The sequence below is a fragment of the Achromobacter sp. ISS7 genome, assembly GCF_056523125.1.
Map to the genome: position 1 here is coordinate 5582751 of NZ_JAWRZD010000001.1, position 14067 is coordinate 5596817.

Here is a 14067-nt window from a genome sequence, read left to right on the forward strand (position 1 = left end):
AGGATGATCAGTCGGCGGGGAAGGTAATGGCGCTCTGAAAGAAGATGCCGCCATTCAGATAGCCCGTTTGGGGCACGACCGGGGTATGGCCAAACAGCGTGATGCCCAGGGGAACGGCCACAAGCTCGAAGACATACTTCAAGCGTTCCGGCACCCTGGCCGCGCGCATGATGGCTTCGGCCCATGCGCCCTCGCGAGACCTCAGATCCGCCAAGCTGATCGGCTCGGTGCCAGCGCCCTGGCTGATGGTCTGCGCCGTGGGCTCCAGCGTCAGGCCCGACGTCGCCAGGCCGAACCGGCCGTGTGCTCCAACCCGTGCCAGATAGGTCTGCGTGATGATGGCGGACGGAAAGAAAAGGGGTTTGAAGCCCAAGTGATAGCTGAGCGTGACATAGTCTCCCTTCGCTTGCAGCGTCAGCGCCTTGGCGCGTAGTCCGAATCGCTTGCCCTCGACCGCGATTACGGCATCGAGCGGGGTGCGGGCCTGCAGCCAGGTGGTGCCGTCAGCCTCCACCCTGCAATCGAAGGTGTCCGGCGCGATCCTGAGCGTGTCGTCATCCTGGGCGCGCTCCCAACCGCGAGCCAGGGCCGCGCGCAGCACGTGTCCGACTGCCAGTTCCGCGGAAAGCGCTACCGTGGCGCAGTCCGCGACGATTCGCATGGCCTCGGGCACCATGGCAGGGGGGGGCGGCAAGGTCGCTCCGTTAGCATCCTGGCGTTCGCTGGCCCACAGGACGATAAGCGCGCCCGGCCCTTCCGCAGGACAATGCGCCACATAGGCGCTATGTGCGCAGGCCGGCTGCAGGGGGATGGGCAGGTCGGCGTGGGGAGTGAACGTGGCGAAGACGAAACGCACGTCAGCGAAATGATGGGCCAGGCAGGCTGCTATGGCTTGTGGCAGGATGGCGGCCGCCTCTGGTGAGAGCTTGGGACCGCCGATCAGGCGGGCCGCGCCTACCATGTCGTCCGCGGCGCCGCCGGGCGCCAGTTCATCGAAGGCGAACAGCAACGACACGGCGCCGCTATCGGCGTCCGGCTCAGCGAAGCGCAAACGCGTGCGCAACCGTACGACGGCGCCTTCCAGGTCATGGGATGCGGCAGCCAGCGGACCGCCGGCTGGCAGCGTAAAGACGCCTGTCTGGACCGGGAGGGCGATATCGATCAATTCGCCCGCGCCGCCCAGCACCGACCAGGCGCCAAACTCGCCGTGCAGGCGATACGGCTGCCCCATGTCTTCGCCAAGGAAGTCGAAGGCGGTGACCAGGCTGTCGTGGGAACGGGCGAGCGCGGCATTGGCGATAGGCAGGGGAATGCCCACGGCGATATCCCAGCCCAGGGTGTCGACGCGTACACTCATACGGACGTCTCCGAGGGCCACGGCGAGCCCGAAATGCGCAGGCTTTCAGCCAGGTCCACGGATTCCAGCGAGAAGTCTGCACCGCCGTGCCAGGCAAAGGGCCTGAATGCGTTGAGCGCCAGAAGGTCCACGTTCTGCACGTAGGGCTTGGATAAGTACTGATGCGCAAGTGCCGCGAGGACTGGGCTGATCTTGATGAGGCCGCTGGTCACCACGGAAATGACCATGATGGTGACCGCGATCGGACCGCCGACCATGATCGCCACGACCGTCCCCACCGCCATGATCCACTCGGCCGCCTTGTTGGCGCTGGCCTGGGCTTCCGGGTTGACGGTGGTCCAGGAGCGGACGTCCGGCTGGCCCTGCTGGACGAACGCGATGCCAGGCTTGCCGTTGGCATCGGTCTGCATGCGAAGCACCTGGCGGCTATTGCACCGGCGATGTTCGGTGATGGTGCCGTCACTGACCGACGTCTCGCTGACACAGACGAATTCGTTGCCGTTGAACGAAATCGTGAGGGCCTCGAGCGTCGGAGCGGCGGGAAGTTTGCTGTCGGCGTCCACGGTCAACTTGCAGGGGGCTTGAAGCTGGAGCATCGGAAAATCGCCGACGAACTCGAAGTCCTCGCGCTTCGTTCCCGGGTAGGCCAGGGGCAGCGAGGGCCGGATCAGCCAGTCCAGCAGCAGGTGCGGTGAAATCAGCATCGCGGCCGCCTGGTCGTCGGTGATGGCGCTGGCCATCACTTGCTGCGCCAGGTGATCGCCGGGGCGACCATTCGTCATGGCCAGGATGGCCAGTACCCCGTCGCCGCGCGCGGGCCGGTCGGCATACGCGTAGCTGACCGTCGTCGGCTTGAGCCAGGCATGGGCCGAGTCGGATTGCAACGCTTCCAGCTGAATGGTGGCAAAGACGTGTTCGAACGCATCGTCGTGCGCGGCCAGCCATTCCTGCAGGGCGGTCTCGACGATCGAGCGGGCCATCAATCCACTCAGTCCACTGACCTCCAGTTTTTCGATCTGGAAGGCGGCGTCCTTATCGTTCGTGTCATGGCGCACGCGTAGCGTGTGGCCGCCGGCCTCTTCCAGATAGGTGAGGCTGAACGACAGGGTCGCCGCTCCCTGGAATGCCTGCTCGTGGTCACCCTGGAGGAGCAGCGCGTCCAGAATGGGCACCCGCAGGAATACCAGGTGTCCCGATCCGCCTGGCACGATTTTCCAGGCGCCCAGCGCGCCTTGCACGGTGACCTTGTCGCCGTAGGTGGCATGAAAGAGACGGGGCTCTTCCTGGCGGGCGGCGATTCGGGCGTTGATGCGGCCGATCTCGACGGCGTACACCAGGTCCCAGCCCATGGTGGGAACGCCCCGGCGAGGCGCTTGCACGATCGCGTTCATGCTTGCGCGGGGGGCTTCCCCGATTCCGGCGACTTTTCCAGTGCGAAGCCCAGCGCCAGCGGGCCGTTCAGGCCCGCGCATAGTAACGTGGCGCCTTCGGTATGGGGCCACTCAGTCGCGCTGATGCAGTGCGTTCCGAAGGTCGCCAGCGTGGGTAGCTTCGAGGGCTCGTTCTTGTACAACGAAAGCAAGTCGAAGTTGCTGATGTTGCCGATGACCTGTCCGGCCATCTGGGAGACGGTCTGGGCAAGCATCATGGTCAGCGTCTTCGCGCAGAAGCGTTCGAAAAAACCTGAGAAAGTCCAGCTGCTGCCCTGTTGCATCTCGGCGGCCGTGGTCTCGACCAATTCCGCCGTGACGGTGCTGGAGGACACCACATTGGCTTCGGCGGCGACTTCGACCGAGACCGCGCGAGCTGCGCCGCTTTCTGCCACCGAAGCCACTTCCGCGGCAGTGGCTTCGGCCTGCGTCACGGCGCGCGTCGCGGCTTGCCCGCTGCGGGCGGCGCCCGCCATCCTGGCAAACAGGAATGAAGTGCCCAACATCAGCACTAGGGTCACGCCCATGGCGACGATCTGTTCCATGGCAACCTTGCGCTGGTCGGGTTGCGCGCTCAGGGTGGCGCGCGGGTTGGGCTCCATCAACAGCGCAAAATGCTTGTTCTCGTCGATGCCAAGTTGGCTTTGCCCCGCCAGCGACATTTGCACGTCGAGTTCGTTGTGGTTGCCGTAGGGAAAAGTAATTTCCTTGAAATCCTGCACCAGGTGCGTGTCGGTCAGTGTCAGGCTGAAATTGCCTACGGTAATGGTGGCGGGAACGGGATTGGTGCCCAAGTAGGTGCTGTTCTCCATTTGCAGCTTGAGGTGTAGATCGCTGCAGTTCTCGATGGTCTTGCCGTTCGAACCGAGGATAAAGTCGCCCGGCTTTGCGTCAAACAGGGCGGGCAGGCCGGGCAACAGGAATTTCTCCAGGATCAGGCGTGGAGAGATCAGGAAGCTGGCATTCACGCCTTCGTTGAGCGGGATGGCGTTGGCCGTCAGCGTATCACTGGCGCCATCGGGATCGCGGCCTTCGGTCATCGCCATGATGGCGAAAATACTGTGTTCCACGTCGTGCGTCTGCTCTTTGCCCTGCATCGGGTGCGCGATGGCGTAACAGACGTGGGACGGCGCCAGCCATGTCAAGGTCTTGGCGGCCTCGGTGGCGATGTTCACGGACAGAAATGCGAAATCGAATACCTCAGCATGCTCCAGCAACCAGGCCGCCAGCGTATGGCTGATCATGCCAGGGGCGATGCTGTCCAGGGGCGATTTTGCGCCCTTGTTCGCGACGCCGGTCAGCGAGCGAACCGTGATCGGCGGGTCCTCGGCTTCGGCATCGCCATCCTGGTCGGCCGGGATGTACTGCTGCCGGTCGCCGATCGAGGCCGCATCGCCGCCGCTGGGCGCCGGTCGGCGGCCGTTGATGCGCAGTTCTGCTCGTAGCGCGCTGCCATCGGGTTTGGACGACACGGGGTGAAACCCCAGCGTTATTTCCGCGATTGCGCTGGCGCGGGACAGGTCGTACTCCAGCGGCACGCCCAGGCCATTGAGCGTGGCCGTGCCTGAAACGATCGGCAGATGCAGGCGCAGTTGCCTGCCCGAACCGCCCGTGGTGATCTGCCACGGACCGAATACACCTTCGATGCCGCAGCCTTCGTGTTCATGGCGAAAGCGCAGCGTGTCCGGGTTGTCGGCGAAATGTCGACGCAGCGCGTCGTTGATCAACGGCGTGCGCACTGCGTAAATGGTGTCCCAGCCGCCCATTTCCGCGGTGCCTATCCCCTTGCGAAAGATACTGGTGACGAAGCTCGAGTCGCTCATGTGAAATCTCTCTACGAAGTGGGTCAGGTGATGGACACGCCAAGCACCAGGCCGCCGTTCACCGCGGCGCACTTCAGCACGGCGGAGGGTGGAGGCACGGTCGGGTCGATCACTCCGCCGGTCGTGTGACGGGCCATCAGCGGGAAGGTGATGGCGTTGAAGATGATGCTGCTGGGTTGCGCCGCGGCAGCATTGGTGAGCTTTTCGCTGGCTTTGCGGTCTGACTCGGCCTGCTGCTTGCTGGCGGGAGTCAGGAGGTTGGAGAAGGCGTTGCCGCCAAAGTAGCCAATGGCCAGCATGGACAGGTAGCCCACCACGCCCGCCAGGTGCAACCACGCCGGCCGGCGGTCATCCTGCATGATCTGACGCATCAGGGCACGACTCAGCGCCGCGTTGCCTTTGATGGATGCCTGGCCTTCCCGCTCGATCATGATCGTGCGCTCCGCGGCATCCAGTTGCGCGAGCAGCATTGGGGCGGGGTGGCCGTCGTCCCTGAATCTGGCGCGCGTCTCGACATGGATATGCGACGCCCTTCCGCCTGTGTGCCGGCTGCCCGCCCCCTTGGCCAGCTCCGGTTCCTGGGTGAACTCCGGGAATTGCTGGACGATCACCTGGTACTCCGCCGCCGTGATCTTGCCGGAGTTCAACCAGGAATCCAGGCACTTGATCGTGCCTTCATAGGTCGATTTCGCCAGGTTCGGAATGTGGCTGATCTTGCCCAGATGAGTGCTTTCGCCACTTTGGATGTGGTCGGCTTCGGCAATGTTGTTCAACGCCGCGGCGAGAGCCGCCTGATGGGCTTCCGGTACCTGTCGGGAGCAAGTGGTGATCAGGTCCTCGCGCAGCGCCGGGTCCGCGCGGGTCAGATAGAGCACGTCGGCGATCAGCCATTCCGCCTTGAGTTTGAGATTTCCTTGCGCGATAACCTGGTCGCGGTCAAAGCGCCGCAACTGCGGCCGAGGCGCGTGCAGGGGTTCGTCTGGTTCGTTAAGTCCTTGAGGCAGGTGGGGGTCGAGCAGCGGGTCCCTCACGCCAGCGGGGTGGTCGGGCACGGGCGCCTCGATCACGAGTGGGCGCGCACGATTGGGCCGCAAGATCTTCAAGGGCGTCCCGTCAGGCTTCAAGGGGCGGCGAGACCGGCCATCCTGCTGATTGCCTGTCAAAGGCATCGTTGAGTCATTCAGCGGCTCGGTGATCAGGTTCGGCTGGGTTCCCAGGTTTGGCTGTGTTCCCTGATTCCCCTGGTTCGCTTGCGGGCGTTCCTGTGCGGGATTGCCTGTGAGTTCGATCTGGCCCGGTCGAGCACCGGCGGGCGCGAGCCCGTCGGGATAGGCGGCATTCAGTTTGAGCGCTTTTCGGTATGCCGGATTCAGCGGCGTGGATACGCGTTCGCCTTGGAGGACGGTCCCGGGCTCGCCGGGCCGGTAGTCCACGACCATTGTGCGTTTCAGCCCGATGCCAATTTCCACCGGCCGATTTTCCTTCTCGGATTGACGCAAGGCGGCGAAATAGTCGTCCAGGTGAACCGCCATTCGCTTGTCGGACACGCCGGCGTACAGGCCCCGGAACTTGTCGAGCACGAAGGCGCCGGCCTCGCCGATGATGATGCTTCCGAGGATGGCGCCATACTGTGCCCAGACGACCCAGCCCGACTCGCGGGCCGCTTCGAAGTGGCTGACGATTTTGGGGCTGCCGTCCAGGCTGATGTCGATTTCCTGCGTGGTCGGATCGACGACCAGACCGAAGCTGGCGCTCATGGACAGCACGAGGGTGTTTTTGCCTTCGAGCTTGACGCGCACTTCCGTCATGTTGACGGTGATGGCGCCGTTGGCAATTTCGAATCTCAAGGCGCCTGGCGCGATCGAGGCGGGGAAGGTCACGCCATTGGATTCCGCGACTGCCTTGGTCGGGATCAGGGTGGCCTGGCCATTGTCGTCGTCGATGCGGTAGGCCAGGGAGATGGCCCTTTCATTGGCGAGGACGCCAGGCTCGTCCTTCAACTCCTGCATGGTGCCGAAGGCACTGTTCGTCAGTTCCTGATTGAGTTGCGTGAGCAGGGTGGTGCGGGCCAGGAGCGCGCTTTTCAGTATGACCGCGGCGTTTATCCCCGGATTGACGGGGAAGGCCAGCGCCGACACGGCGACGTCGACACCATCGGGGCTGTGGTCTTCCGTCATCATCAAAACGGCAAGTATGCCGTCCTGTGGATCCAGGGGCAGGTCTTTGGCCGCGGCGCGATAGAGCGAAGGCTTGAGCCATGGGATGTCGACCTCTTTGGCGAACGCCTGTGTCAGGATGCTTGAGAGCGGCGTGGCGTCGAACAGCACGGCATAGTGCGGCGGCAACGTGTTCTGGAGGATCGAGAGGATGACCAGCTGGATGGCGCTGACCTGCATCGCCGATAGCCCGCTTGAGGCGATATCCGAGGCATTGATGGTGATACTGCGGATTTCCGGCGGCTGGTAACCAAGGTCAGGTTGGGCAGGGTCGAGCTTGGCCGTATGCACCTTGACATGCAGCAGGCCGGGCGAGGCAGGGTCCTCGATAATGCGCAGCTGGGTGGCGAGCTCGATGGTCAGCCGGAATGGCGTAGTGATGTTGGGCACGCCGGGCAGCGCACTGGCGTACCCAGCCGCTTGTACTTGGAGCTGCCATTTCAGGGTTTCGCCTGTTCCGCCCCGGGCGATTCGCACGTCGATGACGGAAGCGGTCTGCAGCATGCCTTCATTCACGAACCCGTCCACGGTAAGCGGGCCGTGTTGGACCCATGGAGGGGGCGGGACGGCTGTCGCTGAAAGCGACTGGTTCAGGGTGCTGTATCTCAACGCGTAGACGGCATCCCATCCCAGGGTGGCGTTGTTCAGGTGGCTTCCCGCAGGGGGGAATGCGCAGACGCTTGGAAAAATCGACATGGCTCGTCCCGGTAAGAATTGGGGGATGCCCTGCCATGGTTCCGGGGCGGGGCAGGCCACGGAGTGCAGACCCGTTGCGGGTCGATCCGTATGCTATGTAACAAACCTTATCGTATGTACGTAAAGATTCCACCAGCGAGGTTTGCTGGAATGCAGAGTAGGTTTGCCGAAAGGAATTTTTTTTGGCTCAGCAGCAAGTTTGTTGCAGCTGTTCAACGGAGTCGGAAATGTGGTCTCCGACGGGCTCTCTGCCCCTGACCCTGCCGCACCTGGCAAGTCCAGGTGTCGGGCAGGGTCACGTCTTGCGGCCAGGCGGGGATCGATGTCCGCGATCAGAAGCGATAGCGCACATCCAGCGTGCCCGAGTGTTGTTGATTGCCCTCGCCGAACTGTCCGCCGTAGATCACGCCCACCGTGGTGCGTTTGCTGACCGCCATGTTCACGCCCAGCTCGACCAGCGCGGCGTCGCGCGCGATCGGCACGCCATTGGTGGTGAAGGACTCGCCGCCCTGCACGAACGACAGGGTGCTGGCCGGATCGACATCGCCAAAGGCATGGCGCCAGCCCAGCGTGCCGAACAGCTGCCCCTGGGCGCCGGCGCTTTCGAAGGCGCTGCGGGCGTGCAGGCCGAGCGTGGTGGTGGTGACGTTGTTGCGGCCGGCATCGCCGCGCAGCGCGGCGTCGCCGCCAGACTCGGTGAAGGCGCGCGTGCGCAGGCTGCTGAAGCCGGCGCCGACAAAAGGCTCCAGCGTGAGGCGATCGGTCAGTGGCATGGCATAGCCGAGTTCGCCAAACACCTGGGTGGTGTTGCCGTCGTAGTCAGCCTTCAGCGTCTGCGGCAAGCCCGCCGCGTCGGCGTAGCGCTGCGTCTTGATGTCGTGCCAGGTGTAGGACGCGCCCAGGCTCAGGTTGAGCTTGGCGCTGCCGGCGTCGAACGCCTTGCCGCCATAGACCGTCAGGCTGTAGCTGTCCGCCTCCGAGCTGGACGCGCGGTCGCCGGTGCGGCTGCGGCTGTTGGAATAGCCGACCGCGCCACCCAGGCGCCAGCCGCCGCCCACGGCCACGTCGCCGCCAGCCGACACGCCGCTGTCGCTCTGCGTGGTGCGGGCCGCATTGCCGTTGCCGCCCAGCGAGCTCCAGTTGCCAAAGACCTGCGCCCACAAAGGTTGCGCGGCCGATTGCGGCAAGGCGGCGGCATTGCCCAGGCCCAGCTGTGCCGTCGGCACGCCGGGTAGCATGCCCGCCGCAAGATTGGCGCGCAAGCGGTTCATCGGAACCTGCACGAAGCTGTTGGCCACGCCCTGCAGCACAGATAGCGTGGTCGCGTGGGTTTCGCCGGACAGGCCATTGAACACGTCGGCCGGCGCGCCATTGGGCAGGTTCAGCACGCGGCGGAACAGCGCGCTGTCGGCCGGCAGGCTTTGCAGCGCACGCGCCACCGAACGCTGGTTGCCCGTGAAGGCGGCGTCGGCGAATTCGATCGGACGCGTGCCGCCGTCACCGGGCACCTGCTTGAGCTGGACGGTCAGGTCCACCTGATTGCTGCCATAGGCCAGCGACGGCGTCAGGAACGCGAGGTTGCTGGAGACTTGGTCAAACCGCCCCTGCACCCCGCCGCCCGCGGTCAGGATGGTGTAGGTCGTGGACGGCGCGTAGGTGCCGTTCTGGCCCATGTGCAGCACCGAGCCCGCCAGGTTGGCGACGCCGCTGACGTTGACGCTGCTGTGCTGGCCAGCGGCCGCCGCCGCGACGCGATACGACGCGCCCTGCAACAGATTCAAGTTGCCCAGGACATTCAGGCGGCCGAACGGCGTGGCGGTGTTGCCTGGCGACAAGGTGGCGCCCGAGCCCACGTTCAGCTGGTTCAGGGTGCCCACGCCCGACACCGTGGTGCCCGCCGTCGCCAGGACCGTCCCGCCCAGCTTGCCATCCACTTGCAGGTCGCCGAGCGACACGGCGGTCGTGCCGGTGTAGCCGCTGCTATCGCCCGTCAGCGCCAGTGCGCCCGCGCCCACCTTCAACACCGAGCCGTTGCCGGCGAGCGCGCCCGCGAACACGGAATCGGTCGCCCGGTTAAATATCAGGCTGCCGCTGTTGATATTGATCGTGCCGCCCAGCGTGCCGCTGGCGCCGCCGTCGCCGACCTGCAGCGATCCGGACGCGATGGTCGTGGTACCGGTGAACGTGCTGTCGCCCGTCAACACCAGCGCACCGCTGCCTTCCTGGCGCAGGTTGCCCGATCCGGAAATCGCGCCGCCATAGACCACGCGGTCGCTACGCTTGAACGCCAGGGTGCCGCCGGCCTGGATGTCGGCGTCGCCGGCGATGCTGCCCGCGGTCGCGCCATCGCCCACCTGCAACTTGCCGCCGGCCACGGTGGTGGTGCCCAGGTATGTGTTGGCGCCGGTCAGCACCAATGTGCCCGCGCCCAGCTTGGCCAGGCCGCCGTTGCCGGACAGGGATTGCGCCACCGTGAAGGTGTTGCCGGCGTCGGCGATGTCCAACCCGCCGCCCGCCGCGCCCAGCGTGATCGTGCGCGCCGTGCTCTGGAAGGCGGTGCCCGTGACCCGCAGCGTGCCGCCCTGGAAGTCCAGGCCGCCCGAGGCCGCGCCCAGGTTGGCGTCGGAAGACACCGACAGCGTGCCCGCGGAAAGGCGCGTCTGGTCATAGGTATTGGCGCCGGACAGCACCAGGGTGCCCAGGCCCGTCTTGTTGATACCATTGCCGGCCACGACGTTGTCCAGCGTGGCGGTCCAGTTGGCCGACGCGGGGCTGCCGTCGCCCACGCGAAATTCACTCAGGGCGCCGGCCGACGGCGCCACCAGGTTGAGCGCGTCGCCGTTCAGGCGGTAGCCGTCGCTGGCGAACTGCACGCCGCTGGCGCTGACATTGCCCGCGCCACCATCCACCGTGACGGTGCCCGCCGTGCCGCCGAAGATGGCGAACGCATTGACGGGCGAGAACGCCGATGTCACGGAGGCGCTGGCGTCCGTCCAGTTGGCGTTGGTCCTGGACCAGACGCCGGAGCCGCCGCCCAGTTGATTGGGCGTCGCGGTGCGATCGGCGTTCCAGAGATTGAGCGTCAGTCCCGCCGCGTTGATCAGGTTGATCTGCTTGGATCCGCTGAGCGTCTGCAAGGTCTGTCCGGTCGTCAGGCCGGTGATGCCGCCGTTGTTCGTCGTCAGCAAACCGGTGTAGTCGAACAGCCGGTACAGGCCGATGCCGAAGCCGCCCCCATCGTTGACGTTGAGCTGCGCGCCGTTCAGCGTCAGGTCGCCGTTGACCTGCACGCTATGCCCGGCGCCCGCGGCGCCCGAGCTGCCGGGCGCGCCGAAGAAAAAGTCCATCTGGCTGCCCTGCGCCAGCGTCAGGTTGCCATTGACGGTGAAGACGCCGCCTGGCGCCCCGGGGGCCAGGCGGCCACCCGACTGCACGGCCACGTTGCCGTTCACCTGGCCGAAGCCGCCGATCGAGGCGCCGTTGGCCACCGTCACCGCGCCGTTCAAGCGGGCGCCGGCATTGGCGGCCGCACCGCCCACCAGCAACGCGCCCGCGCTCACCTGGGTGGTTCCCGTGTAGGTGTTCAAGCCATTGAGCGTGAGGCTGCCCGCCGTGTTCTTGGTGATGCCGCCGGTGCCGGTGATCACGCCGGCGTAGGTGCCCGCTCCCAGCGTAAGCGTCCTGCTTCCCAGCGTCACTTCTCCGCCCGAGCCATTGAGCGCCGCCAACGTCGTATCGGAGGCCGCCGCGATATCGAAGGCGCCCTGCGCCCCCACCGTCACCACCGAGCCCGCGGCCAGGCTGCCCCCCGAGCCCAGCGCCAACTTGCCGCCCGTGATGTTGACGCCGCCGGTGAAAGTATTGGCGCCCGTCAGGGTCTGCGTCTGAAGTCCGCCTTTGACCAAGCCGCCACTGCCTTCGATCACGCCGCTGAACGTCGTGGCGTTTATATTGAACAGGCCCAGCGTATTCCCGCCCAACACGACCGTGCCGCCCAGGCCGGCCAGTCCGTTGATGTACTGATTCGCGGCTCCCGACAGGTCCAGTGCGGCGCCGGCGCTCAAGCTCACCGTCGTCGCTGGGCCCAGCGATGCGCCCGCGCCCAGCCGCAGGACGCCGGCCTGGATGGCCGTATTGCCCCCATGACTGAGCAGGCCGTTGACCGTCAGTGTGCCGGAGCCTTCCTTGACCAGATTACCGCTGCCCGATATCGCGCCGCCGTAGCTGCCATTGGCCGCGTCGGAAAAGGTCACCGTGCCGTTGTTGACGATATTGCGCTGCAGGCTGGTGGTGTTTCCCTTGAGCGAGGCCCCCGCATTGACGATCGTGCTGCCCGTGTAGTCATTGGCGCCCGTCAAGGTGACCGCCTGGGTGCCGCTCACCCGCAACCCCCCGGTGCCCGTCAACAGGCCCGACACCGTGAACGCCTGGGCGCCGTCCAGCGTCAGGCCGCCCGAGCCCAGCCGGAAGGTGTTGCCCACCGACACGCCCGCCGCGGATGCGCCGACGGCGCCGCCCGCCGCATCGATCGCGCCCGTGCCCAGCGCGCCGCTGCCATCGACGCGTACCGTGCCGCCGTTGAGCGTGATGCTGCTGCCGGTGGGCAGCAACGGACCGCCCGACAGCGTCCAGGTGCCCCCGGTGACGGTCAGGCTGTTGAAATTCAGGTAGGTGCCGGCGGCCACGCCGGTGGTCAGGCCACGGCTGAAGGTGTCGGCGAACACCAGGGAATTGGTGCCGCCGGCGCCGCCATCCACCGTGCCGGGCTTGGCGAACAGCAGGCCCGCCACGGACGTGACGCCGATCGTTCCGGTCGTCAGGCCCGCCGCGCTGACCGAGGAGCCGGACTCGGCGATGAACGTATTCTTGCTACCCGCCCCCAGCGACACACTGCCATTGATGACGCCGCCGTTCCTGAAGTAGTTGCCGAGAAGGGAACCGGCCGCCTCGAAAGCCACCCGGCCGACAATGGTGCCGGTGCTGCTGTTGGTGAAATTGGTCAAGCCGCCGCCATAGATCGCCACGGCCGCGATGTCGGCGCCCGACCGGCTGCCGTTGGCCACCGGCGCGGCGCGGATGATGCCGTTGTTGGTGACGTTGGTCACGCCGCCCGGGCCGTTGTGGATGGACAGCGCCATCCCGTTCAGATCGGCCAGTTGCGCTTCGTAAGTATCTCGGCCCGAGCCGCCGATGCGGCCGGGGGCCCCGTTCTGGACGGAGTACGTGCCGACCGTGGGCGTGCTCCCTTCCGGCTTGCCCAGAACCAGGCCCGACGACACCACGGCCAGGCCGCTGCCCAACGCAAACGCGTCGACGACGCCGTTGTTGATCACCGACCCATTGTTGCCCTGCAGCAGCATCGCCGTGCCGCCCGTGCCCAGCAGCACGCCCACCGTGCCGTTCGGCCCTACCGTCACGCTCAGGCCGTCACTCGCGTCGGCGTAGTTGGGCAACTGCTGATTGGCGGGCGTGCCGCAGGTCACCGTCATACCGGAGACGGCGCAGTCCGCCATGGCGGCGGGCCCCCAGGCGGCCAGCCCCAGCCCCAGGGCCGCGGCCATCGCGTGCAAGCGCCACCGCACCGGCGCGTAAACCTCCGTGGGCGCCGCGCCGCCGCGTGGTTGGGCCGCCAGCTCCGACACGGGCTGCCACATGCGCATAGCGCGGTTCCATACCAGGCGGTACACGTGATTCAAGGCCTGCTCCTCCAGGATTAGCGGTGATCGCTGCGTGGCGTCCGCGACGCGGAGCAGCCAAGGACGGCGACAGCCAGGCGCGGACGATTTCCGGCGGGGGCGAGACGATACCGCTGCGCAACTTTTTATTACAAAAATAGAACGGAAGAAGGGCCAATGTTTATCCAGCTTGCGTTACTCAAGGCGCATGCCTGGGTGGTCGGCCATTGACCCTATCGGTGAGTAACACGAGGCTCTAATCAGTTCCATCCTGAAAAAGCCGCCTGCCTTGGGGGCAAGGCATACCGGCGCCAAAAGTTGCACAACCTCCCGACAAACGGGAGAATCGGCCGCTGGTCCACCCTATCGGTGGCCGTGGACTATTCAGGAGTGATGGACGTGCGCAACCCCGTTCTCGCGGCAATCCCGGCCGGCATCATGGAAGGCCGGCGCCGGCAACGCGCTCAAGGCAAACATGCGATCTTGCAGGCCGTCATCTGCGCGGTCTTCGCCAGCGCGCCTTTCCTGCCGATCGAAACCGCCCATGCCGCCGGCTTCGACTGCAAGGCCGCGAAAACCCATGTCGAACATCTGATCTGCGCCGACCCGGCGCTGTCCAGGCTGGACGATCAGACGAAGGCGCTTTACGACAGGATTCAGGCCGAAACCGCCGGCCGTGACGGCGAAACCGGTGAATGGCGCGATCCGGTGGCGAAAGAGCAGACGCAATGGCGCACCACCGTGCGCGACCGTTGCCCCGACGCCGCCTGCCTGAAATCCGCTTACGAGGACCGCATCGCCGCCATGAAAAAGAACTGGGCAGAGGCGCTGGGACCCGCGGGCAAGTAATACGCGAAGCCCTGCGGGCTT

General features: G+C 65.8%; 6 protein-coding genes. 1 reads left to right on the forward strand and 5 read right to left on the reverse strand.

Translation table 11 applies throughout. The annotated features are described in order from the left end of the window. Positions 1-7: 7 nt before the first annotated feature. The 5 genes from AC1HFW_RS25310 to AC1HFW_RS25330 all read right to left on the reverse strand — a co-directional run bounded on the left by AC1HFW_RS25310 (position 8) and on the right by AC1HFW_RS25330 (position 13209). Positions 8-1357 (reverse strand): hypothetical protein, encoded by a 1350-nt coding sequence (locus tag AC1HFW_RS25310; protein WP_479285499.1) that lies wholly within the window; start codon positions 1355-1357, stop codon positions 8-10. Then, positions 1354-2748, reverse strand: coding sequence for a TULIP family P47-like protein (locus tag AC1HFW_RS25315; RefSeq protein ID WP_479285500.1), 1395 nt, complete (start codon positions 2746-2748; stop codon positions 1354-1356). The genes AC1HFW_RS25310 and AC1HFW_RS25315 overlap by 4 nt, the downstream gene beginning before the upstream one ends. Continuing rightward, on the reverse strand, positions 2745-4610 hold the full coding sequence (locus tag AC1HFW_RS25320) for a TULIP family P47-like protein (protein ID WP_479285501.1): 1866 nt from the start codon (positions 4608-4610) through the stop codon (positions 2745-2747). Before AC1HFW_RS25320 ends, AC1HFW_RS25315 begins: the two co-directional genes overlap by 4 nt. 23 nt (positions 4611-4633) lie before the next feature. Then, entirely contained in the window at positions 4634-7330 is a 2697-nt protein-coding gene (locus AC1HFW_RS25325) for a hypothetical protein (RefSeq protein WP_479285502.1), read from the reverse strand. 524 nt (positions 7331-7854) lie between these two features. Continuing rightward, positions 7855-13209: an autotransporter domain-containing protein gene (locus AC1HFW_RS25330; RefSeq protein ID WP_479286554.1), complete on the reverse strand. Its 5355-nt coding sequence runs from the start codon at positions 13207-13209 to the stop codon at positions 7855-7857. Between the two features lie 381 nt (positions 13210-13590). On the opposite strand from AC1HFW_RS25330, the gene AC1HFW_RS25335 reads away from it, so the two are divergent. Continuing rightward, positions 13591-14046, forward strand: coding sequence for a lysozyme inhibitor LprI family protein (locus AC1HFW_RS25335; protein WP_238888972.1), 456 nt, complete (start codon positions 13591-13593; stop codon positions 14044-14046). Positions 14047-14067 lie beyond the last annotated feature (21 nt).

Coding starts and splice junctions, on each gene's coding strand:
- AC1HFW_RS25310 (WP_479285499.1), bottom strand. CDS start 1,357: ATGAGTGTACGCGTCGACACCCTGGGCTGGGATATCGCCGTGGGCATT.
- AC1HFW_RS25325 (WP_479285502.1), bottom strand. CDS start 7,330: ATGCTGCAGACCGCTTCCGTCATCGACGTGCGAATCGCCCGGGGCGGA.
- AC1HFW_RS25335 (WP_238888972.1), top strand. CDS start 13,591: ATGGACGTGCGCAACCCCGTTCTCGCGGCAATCCCGGCCGGCATCATG.
- AC1HFW_RS25315 (WP_479285500.1), bottom strand. CDS start 2,748: ATGAACGCGATCGTGCAAGCGCCTCGCCGGGGCGTTCCCACCATGGGC.
- AC1HFW_RS25320 (WP_479285501.1), bottom strand. CDS start 4,610: ATGAGCGACTCGAGCTTCGTCACCAGTATCTTTCGCAAGGGGATAGGC.